Origin of the sequence: Burkholderia sp. MSMB1835 (assembly GCF_001526365.1) — a bacterium.
GTDB lineage: Bacteria > Pseudomonadota > Gammaproteobacteria > Burkholderiales > Burkholderiaceae > Burkholderia.
In genome coordinates, this window is sequence record NZ_LOYP01000031.1 from 119,458 (window position 1) to 135,265 (window position 15,808).

Here is a 15,808-nt window from a genome sequence, read left to right on the forward strand (position 1 = left end):
GAGGCGCGAATGGACGCAGCCCGCGCGGCGAACTTCACGCGCCGCTGGCATACGACGACGTTTCGCTGGCTGTGCGCGTACGCGGCGATCTTTTCGGTGTCGCTGCTGCTGCTCGCAGGCGTGATCAGCGTGGCCGCGACGCACACGATGACACGCGATACCGACGAGGTGCTCGCGTGGCAACTGATCTATTTCGATTCGATTCCCGATGCCGCGCTGCCGCTTGCGATCCATCGGCGGCTCGAGCACGAGCACATGCATACGAATTTCTACGGGCTGTTCGATGCGAACGGGCGCCGCGTGGCCGGCGACATCGCGACGCCGCCCACGCTGCGCACGGATCGCCACGGCCGTACGCTGGACCGCACGCTCGCGCTGCTCGACGGCCAGGCGGCGCCGATCGTGCGCGCGATGGCCGTGCGCCGCGACAACGGGATGACGCTGGTCGTTGCGCGCGACCTGTCGCACTTCATCCAGATCCGCGACGTCGCGATCCGCGGGCTCGTGATCGGCGGCGTGATGATCCTGATCGCGGGCATCGCGGGCGGCAGCATGCTCGGCATGCGGCAGATGCGCCGCGTCGCCGCGATCCGGCGCGTCACGCGACAGATCGCCGAAGGCGATCTCGGCAAGCGGCTGCCGGTCGGCCGCTACGACGAACTCGATCTGCTCGCGCATCTCGTGAATCACATGCTCGACGAAGTCGAGCGGCTGATGGGCGAGGTGCGGCATACCTGCGACGGGATCGCGCACGACCTGCGCACGCCGCTCGCACGCGTGCATACGATGCTGGCGCGGCTTGCCGACCAGCCGTTCTGCACACACGATCCCGCGTCGGCGGCGCTGCTGGCGTCGGCGCGCGACGAAACCGACCGCCTGCTCGAACGTTTTCGCGCGATGCTGCGCATCTCCGAGATCGGGACGCTGAGCCGGCGCGGCGGTTTTGCCGCGGTCGACGTCGCGGCCTTGCTGCGTGACATGTGCGAACTTTACGAGCCGCTGGCCGAGGCCGTCGACGTGTCGTTCGAGCTCGATGCGGCCGCGGTCGACGGCATCCATGGCGATCGTGCGTTGCTGTTCGAGGCGTTCAGCAATCTCGCGGACAACGCGATCAAGTTCACGCCGCCGGGCGGCCGCGTACGCGTCGTGCTCCAGACGACGCCGCATGGTCCGCTCGTCCGGTTCGACGACACCGGGCCCGGCATTGCGCCCGGCGAGCGCAATGCGGTGCTCGAACGCTTCTATCGCGGCGAGCGCACGCGCCATGTGAACGGCTCGGGGCTCGGGTTGAGCATCGTGTCGGCGGTGATGCGCGTGCACGGTTTCGCGTTGCGGATCGGCGATGCCCAGCCGGCCGGTGCGGCGATCACGGTCGAATGCTGGCCGCGTTCGCTCGCGTGACGCAGGCGGGGGCGATCGATGCGCATCCTGCTGATTGCGCCGCCGACGCCGGACGCGTTGCGGCTCGACAAGGCGTTTCGCGAGAGCATGCACGGCGTCGAGCGCATCGGCGACTGGCGCGACGGCTGTTTCGCGGCGACGCAGGAGCGGTTCGACGCGATCGTGATCGTTGCGGCCGACGGTGCCGCCATGCCGGCGATTCTCGACGGATTGCCGTCGCTCGCCGCGTCGGCCGGCAGCGCGACGATTGCCGCGATCGTCGCCGGCACGACGTCCGCCCAGCGTGCGCGAATGCTCGAGGCCGGCTGCGACGTATGCCTCGCCCATCCGTGTTCGTTCGTCGAATTGCACGAGCGGTTGCGCGCGCTGTGGCGCCGCGCGGGCATCGTCGCGATGCGTGACTCGATCCGGCTCGACACGGCGACGCGCGCACTCGACGAGCGTGGCCGGCAGCTCGCGCTCAGCGCACGGGAATTTCGCGTGGTCGAATGCCTGCTGCGCGAAGCAGGGCGGCCGGTCGGGCGCGACGCCGTGCTGCGTTACGCGTGGGGCGATGCCGACGTCGAACCCGAAACGGTCAATGCGCTGATCGTGCGGTTGCGGCGCAAGCTGGCCGCGCATGCGTTTTCCGCGCGGATCGAAACGGTTGCGCGATTCGGCTTCCGGTTCGACACGGGCGGATGACGGCTGAGATATCGCCGCCCGGCTCGAAGAAGATCTTGACGACCGCCGAAGCTGCCAAACAGCCGCGACTCGGTATGCGCGGGCGCGGTGGGCAAATCGGCGTCGATTGTTACAAGACGTTAGCGCGGGCTTTCCGTTGCGATGCCGCGCATCAGTTCTTACAAACTTGAAATATGCGGGGACGGCGCTTGCCGCTATAGTCGAATCACACATGACACAACCAGAAGAGGAATCCATGAAGACTTTGCGTGTTGCCTCGCTCCTGACCGGTATGACGGCCTTGCTCGTGTCGGGCGCAGCAATGGCGGGAGTCAATGTCGGGATCAACGTCGGCGTGCCGGCACCGGTCTACGTCGCGCCCGCGCCCGTGTATGCGCCGCCGCCTCCGCCGGTCGTCTATCAGCCGGCGCCTGTCTATGCACCGGCGCCCGTGTATGCGCCGGCGCCGGCGATCGTGATCGGTTGGCACGGCGACCGCTACTGGGACGGCCGTCGCTACTGGGGCCGCGACGAGTGGTATCGCCACCATGGGCGCGGCTGGGGCGGCGATCGCGGCCACTGGGATCACGGCCGCCACAACGGCTGGCGCTGATCGACGGCCGGTCGCGCATGCGTGCCGCGTGCGCGACAGTGGCTCGCGAGGAAACCGCCCGTGTGGCGGTTTTCTTTTGGCTCAACGGATTGAATGGGTAGAATCGCTCCACGTTACTACCCTCATTCGACGACAGGGCCTCTATGACGAAGGGTTCGCCCCGGACCGCCGCCGCGCGCGCCTGCGTCGGCGCGCTGCGGGCCGCCGGCCGCATGGCCGCGGTGCTGGCGCTGCACGCCGCGCTCGCCACGCCGTCCGCGCACGCGGCCTACGCGATTGCGCAGTACGGCGAGCCGAAGTATCCGCCGGGCTTCAGGCATTTCGACTACGTGAACCCCGACGCGCCGAAGGGCGGCACGCTCGTGCTCGCGAACCCGAGCCGGATGACGTCGTTCGACAAGTTCAATCCGTTCACGATGCGCGGCAACTCCGCGCCCGGCATCGACATGCTGTTCGAGAGCCTCGCGACCGGCAGCTCCGACGAACCGGCGTCCGCATACGGGCTGCTGGCGGACGACATCGACGTCGCGCCGGACCGCCGCTCGGTCACGTTCCACCTGAATCCGCGCGCGCGCTTCTCGAACGGCGATCGCGTCACGGCCGACGACGTGAAGTTTTCGTTCGACACGCTGAAGAGCAAGCAGGCCGCACCGCAGTTCGGCGCATATTTCGCGGAGATCGCGAAAGCCGTGGTCGTCGATCCGGCGACCGTTCGGTTCGAGTTCCGCAGCGCGAATCGCGAGTTGCCGCTGATCGCCGGCGGCGTGCCCGTGTTCTCGCGCAAGTGGGGATTGCGCGCGGACGGCTCGCGCGTCCCGTTCGACCAGCTCGCGTTCGAGCAGCCGATCGGCAGCGGCCCGTACCTGATCGAGCGCTACGACAACGGCCGCACGATCACCTACCGGCGCAATCCCGCGTACTGGGGCGCCGATCTGCCGGTACGGATCGGCACCAACAACTTCGAGCGGATCGTCTACAAGCTGTACGGCGACGGCGTCGCGCGGCTCGAGGCGTTCAAGGCCGGCGAATACGACGTGCTCGTCGAGTACATCGCGCGCAACTGGACGCGGCGCGACGTCGGCAAGCGCTTCGACAGCGGCGAGCTCGTCAAGCGCGAATTCCGTCAACATAACGGCGCCGGCATGCAGGGCTTCTTCATGAACCTGCGCCGGCCGCTGTTCCGCGACGTGCGCGTGCGCCAGGCGCTCGATCTCGCGTTCGACTTCGAGTGGCTGAACCGCCAGTTGTTCTACAGCGCATACACGCGCCTCGACAGCTATTTCGCCGATACCGACCTGCAGGCGACCGGTACGCCGGGCGAGGGCGAGCTGAAGCTGCTGGAGCCGCTGCGCGCGCAGCTCGATCCGGCCGTGTTCGGCCCGATGGTCGCGCAGCCGGACACGAATCCGCCCGGTTCGCTGCGCGCGAACCTGCTGAAGGCGCGCGCACTGCTCGAGCAAGCCGGCTGGACCTACCGCGACGGCGCGCTGCGCAATGCGAAGGGCGAGCCGTTCGCGTTCGAGATCCTGGACGATGCGGGCGGCGCGATGGAAGGCGTCGTGACCGCCTACCGGCGCAACCTCGCGAAGCTCGGCATCGACGTGCGCTTTCGCACGGCCGATTACGCGCTGCTGCAAAAGCGCCTCGATGCGTTCGACTACGACATGACGACGATCCGCCTGCCGGGCGTGCAGGTGCCGGGCGCCGAGCAATACTCGCGTTACGCGAGCAAGTTCGCCGACGAGCCGGGCTCCGACAACTTCATCGGGCTGAAATCGCCGGCCGTCGACGCGTTGCTGCATGCGCTCGGCACCGCGCAGACGCGCGAGGAACTGCTCGACGCGACGCACGCGCTCGACCGCGTGCTGATGCACGGCTACTACGCGGTCCCGCAGTGGTACAGCACGACGCACCGCATCGCGTACAAGCGCACGCTGGCCTATCCGCAGACGCTGCCGCTGTACTATTCGGCCGAGGGCTGGGTCGTGTCGACCTGGTGGGCGAAGCCCGATCACTGACCCGCGCCGGCCCTCCGTCCAACCCGCCATCCGATCACGAGTCGACGCCCTATGTGGAGCTACATCCTCAAACGCCTGCTGCTGATGATCCCGACGCTCGTCGGCGTGCTGACGCTCACGTTCGCGGTGATCCAGTTCGTGCCGGGCGGCCCGGTCGAGCAGGCCGTGCAGGAGTTGCGCAAGGGCGCGACGGAGCAGGGCGCGACGCCGTTCGGGATGCGCGCGCACACCGGCGTCGACGCGCAGCAGCTCGCGCAGCTCAAGGCGCTGTACGGTTTCGACAAGCCGCCGCTCGAACGCTACTGGCTGATGCTGAAGCGCTTCGCACGCTTCGATCTCGGCGACAGCTATTTTCGCCACCAGAGCGTGTGGTCGCTGGTCGTGCAGAAGCTGCCCGTGTCGATCAGCATCGGGCTGTGGACGTTCTTCCTCACGTACCTGATCTCGGTGCCGCTCGGCATCGCGAAGGCGGTGCGCAACGGTTCGCCGTTCGACGTCGCGACGAGCCTCGTCGTGCTCGTCGGCTATGCGATCCCGGGCTTCGTGCTCGGTGTGCTGCTGCTCGTGCTGTTCGGCGGCGGCTCGTTCTGGCAGCTCTTTCCGCTGCGCGGCCTCACGTCGGACAACTTCGCGCAGCTGTCGCTCGTCGGCAAGGTGCTCGACTACCTGTGGCACATCGCGCTGCCGATCACCGCGTCGGTCGTCGGCAGCTTCGCGGTCGTCACGATGCTCACGAAGAACGCGTTTCTCGACCAGATCCGCCGGCAATACGTGCTGACCGCGCGCGCGAAGGGGCTCTCCGAGCGCAGCGTGCTGTGGAAGCACGTGTTCCGCAATGCGATGTTGCCGCTGATCGTCGGCTTCCCGGCCGCGTTCATCGGTGCGTTCTTCACGGGCAGCCTGCTGATCGAGACGCTGTTCTCGCTCGACGGCCTCGGGCTGCTGTCGTACGAGTCGGTCGTGCGGCGCGACTACCCGGTCGTGCTCGGCACGCTGTACCTGTTCACGCTGATCGGGCTCGCGACCAAGCTGGTCTCCGATCTTTGCTATGTGTGGGTCGATCCGCGCATTCAATTCGACAACCTGGAGCGCTGACATGAAACGAGCCATTCGCATGCCCGGCGCCGGCGGGCGAGGTGCGCGATGAACCGGGCCGTCGCCTCTTCCCGCATCGACGCCGCGCGGGCGCGCGTGTCGCCGTCGCCCGCCCGCCGCGTGTGGCAGCGCTTCAGGCAGCAGCGCCTCGGCTACTGGAGCTTCGTGATCTTCGTCGTGGCCTTTGCCGCGAGCCTCGCGGCGCCGCTGTGGTCGAACGACAAGCCGCTCGTCGTGCGCTACGACGGGCGGACCTATTTCCCGATGTTCCATGCGTACCCGGAGACGACCTTCGGCGGCGATTTCCCGACGCCGGCCGACTATCTCGATCCGTATGTACGCAAGCGGCTCGAGGCGCCCGGCAACTTCGTCGTGTACCCGCCGAACCGCTACTCCTACGACACGCTGAACTACTTCTCGACCGTGCCGAACCCGGCGCCGCCGTCGCGCGAGAACTGGCTCGGCACCGATGCGCAGGGCCGCGACCTGCTCGCGCGGCTCGTGTACGGGTTCCGCGTGTCGGTCGAATTCGGGCTGATCCTGACCGCGATCGGCACGCTGCTCGGCATCGCCGCGGGCGCCGTGCAGGGCTTCTTCGGCGGGCGCATCGACATCGTCGGGCAGCGGCTGATCGAGATCTGGAGCTCGCTGCCCGAGCTGTACCTGCTGATCATCTTCGCGTCGATCTTCGAGCCGAGCTTCCTGTTGCTGATCGTGCTGCTGTCGCTGTTCGGCTGGATCGGCCTCGCCGACTACGTGCGCGCGGAATTCCTGCGCAACCGCACGCAGGACTACGTGCGCGCGGCGCGGGCGATGGGGCTCACGAACGGGCAGATCATCTGGCGCCACGTGCTGCCGAACAGTCTCACGCCGGTGATCACGTTCCTGCCGTTCCGGATGAGCGGCTCGATCCTCGCGCTGACGAGCCTCGACTTCCTCGGGCTCGGCGTGCCGCCGCCGACGCCGAGCCTCGGCGAGCTGCTCGCGCAGGGCAAGGGCAACCTCGACGCGTGGTGGATTTCGCTGTCGACGTTCGGCGTGCTGGTCGCGACGCTGTTGCTGCTGACCTTCATGGGCGATGCGCTGCGCAACGCGCTCGACACGCGCATCGCCGACTCGATGCGCGCCGCGGGAGGCCAGCGATGAGCGACGCGGCCGTATCGAAGGCGGGCGAGCCGCTGCTGTCGCTCGAGCACCTGCACGTGCGCTTCGGCGACACGGTGGCCGTCGACGACGTGACGCTCGCGATCGGGCGCGGCGAGCGGGTCGCGCTCGTCGGCGAGTCGGGCTCCGGCAAGAGCGTGACCGCGTTGTCGATCCTGCGGTTGCTGCGCGACGCCGAAGTCGGCGGTGCGATCCGCTTCGCGGGGCAGGATCTGGCAAGCAAGAGCGAGCGCGAGATGCGCGGGCTGCGCGGCTCGGACATCGCGATGATCTTCCAGGAGCCGATGACGGCGCTCAACCCGCTGTATACGATCGGCGTGCAGATCGGCGAGACGATCGTGCTGCACGACGGCGTATCGGCGGTGGAAGCGCGCAAGCGCGCGATCGCGTTGCTCGCGCGCACCGGCATCGCGGAACCCGAGAAGCGCGTCGACAGCTATCCGCATCAGTTGTCGGGCGGCCAGCGGCAGCGCGCGATGATCGCGATGGCGCTCGCGTGCCGGCCGCGCCTGCTGCTGGCCGACGAGCCGACCACCGCGCTCGACGTGACGATCCGCGCGCAGATCGTCGACCTGCTGCTGGAGCTGCAGCGCGACGAAGCGGAAAAACGCGGGATGTCGATCCTGCTGATCACGCACGACCTTAATCTCGTGCGGCACTTCGCGCAGCGCGTCGCGGTGATGGAGCGCGGCCGGCTCGTCGAGAGCGGGCCCGTCGAGCGGATCTTCGCGGCGCCCGAGCATCCGTATACGCAGCGGTTGCTGAACAGCCGGCCGCAACGCGCGGTCACGCCGGTGATGCCGATCGCGCCCGTCGTGCTCGACGCGCGCCACGTGAGCGTACGGTTCGCGCGCAAGCGGCCGGGTTTCGCGGGCTGGTTCGGCACGGTGCCGGTGACGGCCGTCGCGGACGTGTCGGTGTCGGTGCGGCAGGGCGAAACGCTCGGCATCGTCGGCGAATCGGGATCGGGGAAATCGACGCTCGCGATGGCGCTGCTGGGGCTGCAGAAGACGGCCGGCGGCGAGATCGAATTCCAGGGGCGCGCGCTGTCGGCCTATCGCGGCCGCGAACGGACCGCGCTGCGCTCGAACATGCAGGTGGTCTTTCAGGATCCGTTCAGTTCGCTTTCGCCGCGTCACACGATCGAGCGGATCGTCGGCGAGGGGCTCGCGCTGCATCGCCCGGACATGACGCCCGACGCCCGCCGCGCGAAGTCGCTCGCGGTGCTGCGCGAAGTCGGCCTCGACCGTACGGTGCTGCACCGTTATCCGCACGAATTCTCGGGCGGCCAGCGCCAGCGGATCGCGATCGCGCGCGCGCTCGTGCTGGAGCCGCGCATCCTGATCCTCGACGAGCCGACGTCGGCGCTCGACGTGTCGATCCAGCAGCAGGTGCTGAAGCTGCTCGCGAATTTGCAACAGAAATACAACCTCGGCTATGTGTTCATCAGCCACGACCTGGAGGTGATCGGCGCGATGGCGCACCGCGTCGCGGTGATGCAGGACGGCGCCGTCGTCGAGTCGGGGGAGGTGGCCGACATCTTCACCAGACCGTCACATCCTTACACACAAAAGCTGTTGAAAGCGGTCTGGAAAGCGTGATAGGCGTCCAATGGTCTGACCATCTCGATTGTATTTATTAATTTGTTTTGACAAACGATTACGCGCTGGCTAGTATCGACCGAAATTTTCCGCCAATCAGCTGATTTTTAAGCACATTCCATCGACCAATGCAGCATCGATCCCTGACCCAGGCATGCGCGCGCACCATCGCCGGGCTATTCATCGGCGCCCTGTTCGCAGCAGCTCCCGGCGCGTTCGCCGACGAAGTCAGCAGTTTTAACCAGAATGTCACCAATTCGACTCAGATCGGGTCGGGTGCCCCCCTCCAGCAGACCAGCGCACAGCCGTCGAGCGGCGGCGCGAAGTCGTTCCTTGCCGGCATGGCGGGCAAGGCGGGCGACGTGGTGGTCGGCGCGCTGAACATGATCGGCGTGCGGTATCGCTGGGGCGGCAACTCGCCGGATTCGGGCCTCGACTGCAGCGGCTTCGTGCGCTACGTGTTCCAGGACACGCTCGGCATGTCGCTGCCGCGTCGCGCGGAAGAAATGAGCCGCGTCGGCGAGAAGGTGAGCATGAGCAACCTGAAGCCGGGCGATCTCGTGTTCTTCAACACGATGCGCCGCACGTTCTCGCACGTCGGCATCTACATCGGCGACAACAAGTTCGTGCATTCGCCGTCGACGGGCAGCACCGTTCGCGTCGACGATCTCGACAGCGGCTACTGGGAAAAGCGTTTCACCGGTGCGCGCCGGATCGAATCGGAATTCCCGATGAAGCCCGAAGATCTGCGTCAGCGCGTGCGCGCGACGATCGGCGACGATTCGGCGAACGGCAACAACTGACGTTTGCCGGGCAGTCGGGCCGGACAATAAAAAACCCTGTCACCGAAAGGCGGCAGGGTTTTTTGTTTTGGGACTGGCGCGGACGACGACGCGCAAGTCGTTCCGCCGGCCAGCGGGGAAGCGGCGTGCGCCGCGCCCCCGCTATTGCGGCTTACGCGGTGGCAGCCACGCCGCGTGCCGCCGCGAGCTTGCGCTGCAGTTCCGGCATGATGCGCGCGACCGCTTCCTCGCCCGCGAGGATCGCCGCGTTGCGCTGGTTGAAGTCGCTGCCGCCCATCGCCGCGAGGTTCGGGCGAATCACGACGTCCGCATACTTGTCGAGCTCGTAGGTCTTGATCGTCTGGCCCATGATCGTGAAGGTCTGCAGCAGCATCTCGATCGGGTTGTTGGTCGCCGCGCCGTCCGGTCGGGCCGAAATGTCGACCGCGATCACGAAGCTCGCCCCCATCTTCCGCGCGAACGACGCCGGCACCGGGCTCACCAGGCCGCCGTCCACATATTCGCGATTGCCGATCTTCACCGGCTCGAACACCGACGGCACGCTGCACGACGCGCGTACCGCGAGCCCGGTATTGCCTTGCTGGAACAGGATCGGCTGGCCGCTTTGCAGGTCCGTCGCGACGATGCCGAGCGGCTTCGCCATCTTCTCGATCGGTCGATTGTTGAGCGTCTTGTTCAGGAAGTTCTGCAGCGCGACGCCTTGCAGCAGGCCGCGCGAGCGAAACGGCAGCGCCCAGTCGCTGATCGATGCCTGGTCCATGTCGAGCGCGATCTTGTTGATCTGCAGCGCGCTCATGCCGGACGCGTAGAGCGCGCCGACCACCGAGCCCGCGCTCGTCCCGGCGACGATTTCGACCGGAATGCCGCGCGCCTCGAGCGCCTTCAGCACGCCGATGTGCGAGAAGCCGCGCGCGGCGCCGCCGCCGAGCGCGATGCCGATCTTGACGGGCTTCTCCTGCGGCAGGGCCGTGCCGGGACGGGACTTGTCGCCGAAGGACGTGCAGGCGGCGAGGCTGGCGGACGCGCACGCGATCGTGAAGTGGCGGCGCGACAGGCGAGGGGACGACATCGAATGGTTCTCCGGCGGCTTGGCGGCGGGTTACACGGCCCGCGGCGGCGATAGGTTGCGAGCGGCCGCGCAGCGGGTTCCGGGCGGCCGGCGCCGCGCCGGCTGGCGGCCGCGGCGCGCACATCATAAAGCAAGCGGTGCGCTTGGCGCGATGTCCGGCGCGAGTATAATTCCGGCTTCTTTCCCGTTCCGGGCGTCGCCGGCTCCGTTGCTGTCGGGGCTGCCGTCGTCGTCCCGCGTCGAATCATTCATGCGCCCCAGGCGTTCGAGTTACCGTTTATGACCCGTCCTGTCCGTACCCGCTTCGCGCCGAGTCCCACCGGCTTCATCCACCTCGGCAACATCCGCTCCGCACTCTATCCGTGGGCGTTCGCCCGCAAGATGAAAGGCACGTTCGTGCTGCGCATCGAGGATACCGACGTCGAGCGCTCGTCGCAGGAAGCGGTCGATGCGATCCTCGAAGGGATGCAGTGGCTCGGGCTGGATTTCGACGAAGGCCCGATCTACCAGATGCAGCGCATGGACCGCTATCGCGAAGTGCTCGCGCAGATGCTCGAGAAGGGCCTCGCGTACCCGTGCTACATGTCGGCCGAGGAGCTCGACGCGCTGCGCGAACGCCAGCGCGAAGCCGGCCTGAAGCCGCGCTACGACGGCACGTGGCGTCCGGAGCCCGGCAAGGTGCTGCCGGAGCCGCCGGCCGGCGTGAAGCCGGTGCTGCGCTTTCGCAATCCGCTGACGGGCACGGTCGTGTGGGACGACGCGGTGAAGGGGCGTGTCGAGATCTCGAACGAGGAGCTCGACGACCTCGTGATCGCGCGCCCGGACGGCACGCCGATCTACAACTTCTGCGTGGTGGTCGACGACATGGACATGGGCATCACGCACGTGATCCGTGGCGACGACCACGTGAACAACACGCCGCGCCAGATCAACATCCTGAATGCGCTCGGCGGCGAGCCGCCCGTCTATGCGCACCTGCCGACCGTGCTGAACGAGCAGGGCGAGAAGATGAGCAAGCGGCACGGCGCGATGAGCGTGATGGCGTACCGCGACGCGGGCTTCCTGCCGGAGGCCGTCGTCAACTATCTCGCGCGGCTCGGCTGGTCGCACGGCGACGCCGAGATCTTCTCGCGCGAGCAGTTCGTCGAATGGTTCGATCTCGAGCATCTCGGCAAGTCGCCTGCGCAGTACGACCACAGCAAGCTGAGCTGGCTGAACGCGCATTACATCAAGGAAGCCGACAACGCGCGCCTCGCCGAACTCGCGAAGCCGTTCCTCGACGCGCTCGGCATCGACGACGCGGCGATCGCGACGGGCCCCGCGCTCGACGCGGTGGTCGGCCTGATGAAGGATCGTGCGACGACGGTCAAGGAAATCGCGGAAGGCGCGACGATGTTCTACCGCGTGCCGGCGCCCGACGCCGATGCGCTCGCGCAGCACGTGACCGATGCGGTGCGGCCGGCGCTGGCCGATCTCGTCGCCGCGCTGAAGGCGGCCGACTGGACGAAGGAAGCGGTGTCCGCCGCATTGAAGGCGACGCTCGCCACGCACAAGCTGAAGATGCCGCAGCTCGCGATGCCGGTACGTCTGCTGGTGGCGGGCACGACGCACACGCCGTCGATCGATGCGGTGCTCGTGCTGTTCGGCCGCGACGTCGTGGTGTCGCGCATCGAGGCCGCGCTGGCCTGACGTTCGTGCGCGCGAAGTGGTCCGCGGATGAGCGAGCGGACCGCTTCGCAAAAAATTTCGCGCGAATCGTAAAAAGGGTATTTACAAGTTCGAAATCGGTCCATATAATCTCATTTCTGTTCTGCAAGGGGGTATAGCTCAGCTGGGAGAGCGCTTGCATGGCATGCAAGAGGTCAGCGGTTCGATCCCGCTTACCTCCACCAACAGAACAAGCTGGATTGATTTGCGAAGCAGCGGTAGTAATAAATGCTTCACAAAATGATTCAAAGCAGTTAGAATTTCGGCCTTCGCTGTTGAATGAAAGTAAATAGCGAAAGTCAGACGAATCTGAAAAGATTTTGTCCCCTTCGTCTAGAGGCCTAGGACATCACCCTTTCACGGTGAGTACAGGGGTTCGAATCCCCTAGGGGACGCCAAATTCAGCGGCGTTTCGTAGAAGTGTCGCAGGCTTGCAGGAACGTAACCGACGTCCTGCGGGTTGGGTAAGAAAGCTGGAGCGGTAGTTCAGTCGGTTAGAATACCGGCCTGTCACGCCGGGGGTCGCGGGTTCGAGTCCCGTCCGCTCCGCCAGAACGAAGCCCGTTCAAGACGTTTTTGAGCGGGCTTTTGTATTAAAGATGTAAGCAGTACGTTGTCCCCTTCGTCTAGAGGCCTAGGACATCACCCTTTCACGGTGAGTACAGGGGTTCGAATCCCCTAGGGGACGCCAGATTCAGCGGCGTTTCGTAGAAGTGTCGCAACGCGTGCAGGAACGTGACGAGATCCTGCGGGCGGTGGTGCAGAAAAGCTGGAGCGGTAGTTCAGTTGGTTAGAATACCGGCCTGTCACGCCGGGGGTCGCGGGTTCGAGCCCCGTCCGCTCCGCCAGAACGAAGCCCGTTCAAAAGCGTTTTTGAACGGGCTTTCTCGTTAAGGATGTACGCAGTACGTTGTCCCCTTCGTCTAGAGGCCTAGGACATCACCCTTTCACGGTGAGTACAGGGGTTCGAATCCCCTAGGGGACGCCAGATTTCGGTGTCGTTCGAACAAACGACGCGCCGGCAGGAAGTAACCGACGCCTGCCAGGCAAGCAGCAAGACTGGAGCGGTAGTTCAGTCGGTTAGAATACCGGCCTGTCACGCCGGGGGTCGCGGGTTCGAGTCCCGTCCGCTCCGCCAGAAAATGAAAAAGCCCGCCTCGTGCGGGCTTTTTCATTGGTATCGCTCGTCGTGCCCGCTTGCGGGCACGTGACTGCGGGGCGGAGGAAGCCGCCTGCGCGGCTTCCGGCGGGACTCGAAGGGCTGCGCTTGCCAGCGCAGCGCGGCCTGCGGCAGGTAGGCGAGTCCCGTCCGCTCCGCCAGAAAACGAAAAAGCCCGCCTCGTGTGGGCTTTTTCGTTTGCACTTCCGAGCGCGCGTGCCGCCATGCCGCGTGCTGCATCGGATGTCGCGACCCTACGAGAAATTCGCGATTGCATCCGCATGCGACTGCGCTATCGTGGCGGGGATGTGTTTCCGACTCCTGCGCGATGCTCGATCCGACCGACCTGCGACTCCTGTATCAGCTCCGGCCCGCGGAGCCCGGCGATTTTCCGTATGCCGAAGCGTTGACGCACGGCAACATGGGCGGCTACTACAAGCGCCATGGGCTCGTGTGGCGCAGCGATCTGTTCTATGCGAGCTGGCGCGAATCCGAGAACTTCATCCTCGAGGCCGACGGCGAGCGCATCGGCGTGCTGCGCGTGACCGAGGAGGGCGATTCGCTGCATATCCGCGACGTGCAGATCGCGGCCGGCCATCGCGGGCAGGGCGCCGGCACCTACCTGCTCGAGATGTCGCATCGCTGGGCGCGTGCGCGCGGGCTGCACGAACTGCAGTTGCGCGTGTTCGTCGACAATCCCGCCGCGCATTTGTACCTGCGCATGGGCTACCGGGTCACCGGGCCGCGGCTCGCGCAACTCGGCTCGATCCGCCACATGGTGCGGCCGGTCTGACGGTCCGGCGTGCCGGAGCGGGCGATCAGCGGGCCGTGTCGATCGCGCCGTCGTCGTCTGGCGTTTCGCTGTCCGCGGCGGCGCCGTCCGGGCCTCGATGCTCGTAGCCGCGCAGCATGAACGCGCGCGGGCTTTCGCCGAACGCACGACGGAACATGGCCGAGAACGCGCTCTGGCTCTGGTAGCCGAGCTCACGCGCGATATGCGACAGCGGGCGCCCCTGGTTCAGCAGCGGGATCGCCCGCGCGAGCAGCGCCTGCTGGCGCCACTGCGAAAAACTCACGCCCAGTTCCTGCTTGAAGAGCCGCGATATCGTGCGCGTGCTCGCGCCGACCTCGCTCGCCCAGTGCTCGAGCGACTCCGCGTGCGCGGGGTGCGCGAGTACCGATTCGCACAGCAGGCGCAACCGTTTCTCGTCCGGCATCGGCACCGCGAGCGGCAACGGTTCGGCGTGACTCAGCTCGTCGAGCACGAGCCCGCACAGCAGGCGCTCGCGCGCGGCGCTCAGATCGCGCGCATCGAGTGCGACGATCAGCTCGCGCAGCAGCCCCGTCACCTCGACGACGCGGCATGCGTCGAGCCCGCCCGGCACGATCGACTCGTCGATATACAGCGTGCGCAAATAGGCTTCTTCGACGATCACGACCTCGTGCGTCACGTGCGGCGGCACCCAGATCGCACGGGACGGCGGCACCATCCAGGTCGTGCCGGTCGTCGCGACGCGCAGCACGCCGCGCGACGCGTACGCGAGCTGCGCCCATGCATGCGTGTGCAGCGGAATGCGGCGGCCGGCATCGACCTGTCGTGCGCGCACCCGCATCGGATGGACGGCCGTCGGCGCGAATTCCGGCGGAATGTCGATGACGTCGTACGGGTTCGATACGTCGGCTTGGGCGGGCGGATTCATGAACGGTTCGGGCAGCGCGGCGGCGATGCCGTTATTTTAGAAGGCGCCGCATAAGCGCATGCGGCGGTTTTTCGGGCCATCATGCCGGGTTCAAATGAACTTTGTGTGGGCACCGGCGAATCCGGGGCGACCGCCCGCGGTCGCGCGCCCCTGGCGGTTCGAACCATCGGGGCGGTATCGCGGTCTATCGATGCGTGCGCAATGGCACGCCAATCGCACACCGATCGCATGCGAACACGGCAACACACGAATCGAAGAGGAGAACCACGATGCGCCACGTATTCGTCTATGGCACCTTGAGAGCCGGACAGGCCAACGACATCGGCCAGGCGGCCGCCCGCCACGGAATCGCCGCGCCGACGCTGCTGGGCGCGGCCGCGCTGCCGGGCGAGCTGTACGATTTCGGCACCTACCCGGGCATGCTCGCCGGGCCGGCCGGCAAGTCGCTGGTCTGGGGCGACGTCTACGAGGTCGACGAGCAACTCGTCCCGGTGCTCGACGAGATCGAGCGCGTCTATCCGGGCGTCGACTCGCTGTTCAAACCGGAAGAGGTGACCGTCGAGCTCGGCGGTCGGCAGTACGCGTGCCTGTATTATCCGGTTGCCGCGCATGCGGCGGCCGGGCGCCCGCGCATCGTGTCCGGCGACTGGGTTCAGTACCGGCGCGAGCAGGAAGCCGCCTGAGCTTGCCTGCGGGGGGCGGCGGGACAGCCGTAAAAAAGAAAGCGCCCCGCGGGGCTAATGCCGTTCAGTTAAGGTTCCGAGTCAAGTATCGAACGGTGTAGCGGAACGGTCTGGACTTGACGGCCCGAGCAG

General features: G+C 66.7%; 13 protein-coding genes and 7 tRNA genes. 18 read left to right on the forward strand and 2 right to left on the reverse strand.

The window, feature by feature from the left end; genetic code table 11:
- Window positions 1–9 precede the first annotated feature (9 nt).
- The 8 genes from WS96_RS13830 (at window position 10) to WS96_RS13865 (ending at window position 9,358) form a co-directional block, all read left to right on the forward strand.
- Window positions 10–1,401, forward strand: a complete 1,392-nt coding sequence (locus WS96_RS13830) for a sensor histidine kinase (RefSeq protein ID WP_059833195.1) — start codon at window positions 10–12, stop codon at window positions 1,399–1,401.
- Window positions 1,402–1,419: 18 nt separating this feature from the next.
- Window positions 1,420–2,085, forward strand: a complete 666-nt coding sequence (locus WS96_RS13835) for a response regulator transcription factor (RefSeq protein ID WP_059833197.1) — start codon at window positions 1,420–1,422, stop codon at window positions 2,083–2,085.
- A 235-nt stretch (window positions 2,086–2,320) separates the two neighbouring features.
- On the forward strand, window positions 2,321–2,677 hold the full coding sequence (locus tag WS96_RS13840) for a hypothetical protein (protein ID WP_027808916.1): 357 nt from the start codon (window positions 2,321–2,323) through the stop codon (window positions 2,675–2,677).
- A gap of 143 nt (window positions 2,678–2,820) precedes the next feature.
- Entirely contained in the window at window positions 2,821–4,695 is a 1,875-nt protein-coding gene (locus WS96_RS13845; protein WP_059833198.1) for an extracellular solute-binding protein, read from the forward strand.
- A gap of 51 nt (window positions 4,696–4,746) precedes the next feature.
- Entirely contained in the window at window positions 4,747–5,790 is a 1,044-nt protein-coding gene (locus WS96_RS13850) for a microcin C ABC transporter permease YejB (protein ID WP_034207700.1), read from the forward strand.
- Between the two features lie 48 nt (window positions 5,791–5,838).
- Window positions 5,839–6,936 carry an ABC transporter permease gene (locus WS96_RS13855; protein ID WP_059833201.1) on the forward strand — a complete coding sequence of 366 codons (1,098 nt, stop codon included), beginning with the start codon at window positions 5,839–5,841 and terminating at the stop codon, window positions 6,934–6,936.
- On the forward strand, window positions 6,933–8,555 hold the full coding sequence (locus WS96_RS13860; RefSeq protein WP_059833202.1) for an ABC transporter ATP-binding protein: 1,623 nt from the start codon (window positions 6,933–6,935) through the stop codon (window positions 8,553–8,555). The genes WS96_RS13855 and WS96_RS13860 overlap by 4 nt, the downstream gene beginning before the upstream one ends.
- Window positions 8,556–8,683: 128 nt before the next feature.
- A complete protein-coding gene (locus WS96_RS13865) occupies window positions 8,684–9,358 on the forward strand; it encodes a C40 family peptidase (protein ID WP_059833204.1) in 675 nt (224 codons plus the stop codon).
- Window positions 9,359–9,509: 151 nt separating this feature from the next.
- On the opposite strand, the gene WS96_RS13870 is transcribed toward WS96_RS13865, so the two are convergent.
- On the reverse strand, window positions 9,510–10,427 hold the full coding sequence (locus WS96_RS13870) for a patatin-like phospholipase family protein (RefSeq protein WP_034207696.1): 918 nt from the start codon (window positions 10,425–10,427) through the stop codon (window positions 9,510–9,512).
- Window positions 10,428–10,706: 279 nt separating this feature from the next.
- Here WS96_RS13870 and gltX point away from each other — a divergent pair, with 279 nt between their 5' ends.
- From gltX to WS96_RS13915, 9 genes are all read left to right on the forward strand, one after another.
- Window positions 10,707–12,116, forward strand: coding sequence for a glutamate--tRNA ligase (gene gltX / locus WS96_RS13875; protein WP_034207695.1), 1,410 nt, complete (start codon window positions 10,707–10,709; stop codon window positions 12,114–12,116).
- 127 nt (window positions 12,117–12,243) lie between these two features.
- A tRNA-Ala gene (locus WS96_RS13880) sits at window positions 12,244–12,319 on the forward strand.
- A 137-nt stretch (window positions 12,320–12,456) separates the two neighbouring features.
- Window positions 12,457–12,532: transfer RNA gene (locus WS96_RS13885), tRNA-Glu, on the forward strand.
- Window positions 12,533–12,609: 77 nt separating this feature from the next.
- Window positions 12,610–12,686 (forward strand) — tRNA-Asp (locus WS96_RS13890).
- Between the two features lie 63 nt (window positions 12,687–12,749).
- Window positions 12,750–12,825 (forward strand) — tRNA-Glu (locus WS96_RS13895).
- 80 nt (window positions 12,826–12,905) lie between these two features.
- A tRNA-Asp gene (locus WS96_RS13900) sits at window positions 12,906–12,982 on the forward strand.
- A gap of 64 nt (window positions 12,983–13,046) precedes the next feature.
- A tRNA-Glu gene (locus WS96_RS13905) sits at window positions 13,047–13,122 on the forward strand.
- Between the two features lie 73 nt (window positions 13,123–13,195).
- Window positions 13,196–13,272: transfer RNA gene (locus WS96_RS13910), tRNA-Asp, on the forward strand.
- A 349-nt stretch (window positions 13,273–13,621) separates the two neighbouring features.
- Complete coding sequence (locus tag WS96_RS13915) at window positions 13,622–14,086, forward strand: GNAT family N-acetyltransferase (RefSeq protein ID WP_034207694.1); 465 nt, start codon at window positions 13,622–13,624, stop codon at window positions 14,084–14,086.
- A 25-nt stretch (window positions 14,087–14,111) separates the two neighbouring features.
- On the opposite strand, the gene WS96_RS13920 is transcribed toward WS96_RS13915, so the two are convergent.
- Entirely contained in the window at window positions 14,112–14,993 is an 882-nt protein-coding gene (locus WS96_RS13920; protein ID WP_034207693.1) for an AraC family transcriptional regulator, read from the reverse strand.
- A gap of 269 nt (window positions 14,994–15,262) precedes the next feature.
- Between WS96_RS13920 and WS96_RS13925 the strand changes: the two genes are divergently transcribed.
- A complete protein-coding gene (locus tag WS96_RS13925) occupies window positions 15,263–15,676 on the forward strand; it encodes a gamma-glutamylcyclotransferase family protein (RefSeq protein ID WP_059833206.1) in 414 nt (137 codons plus the stop codon).
- The last annotated feature ends 132 nt before the right edge of the window (window positions 15,677–15,808 follow it).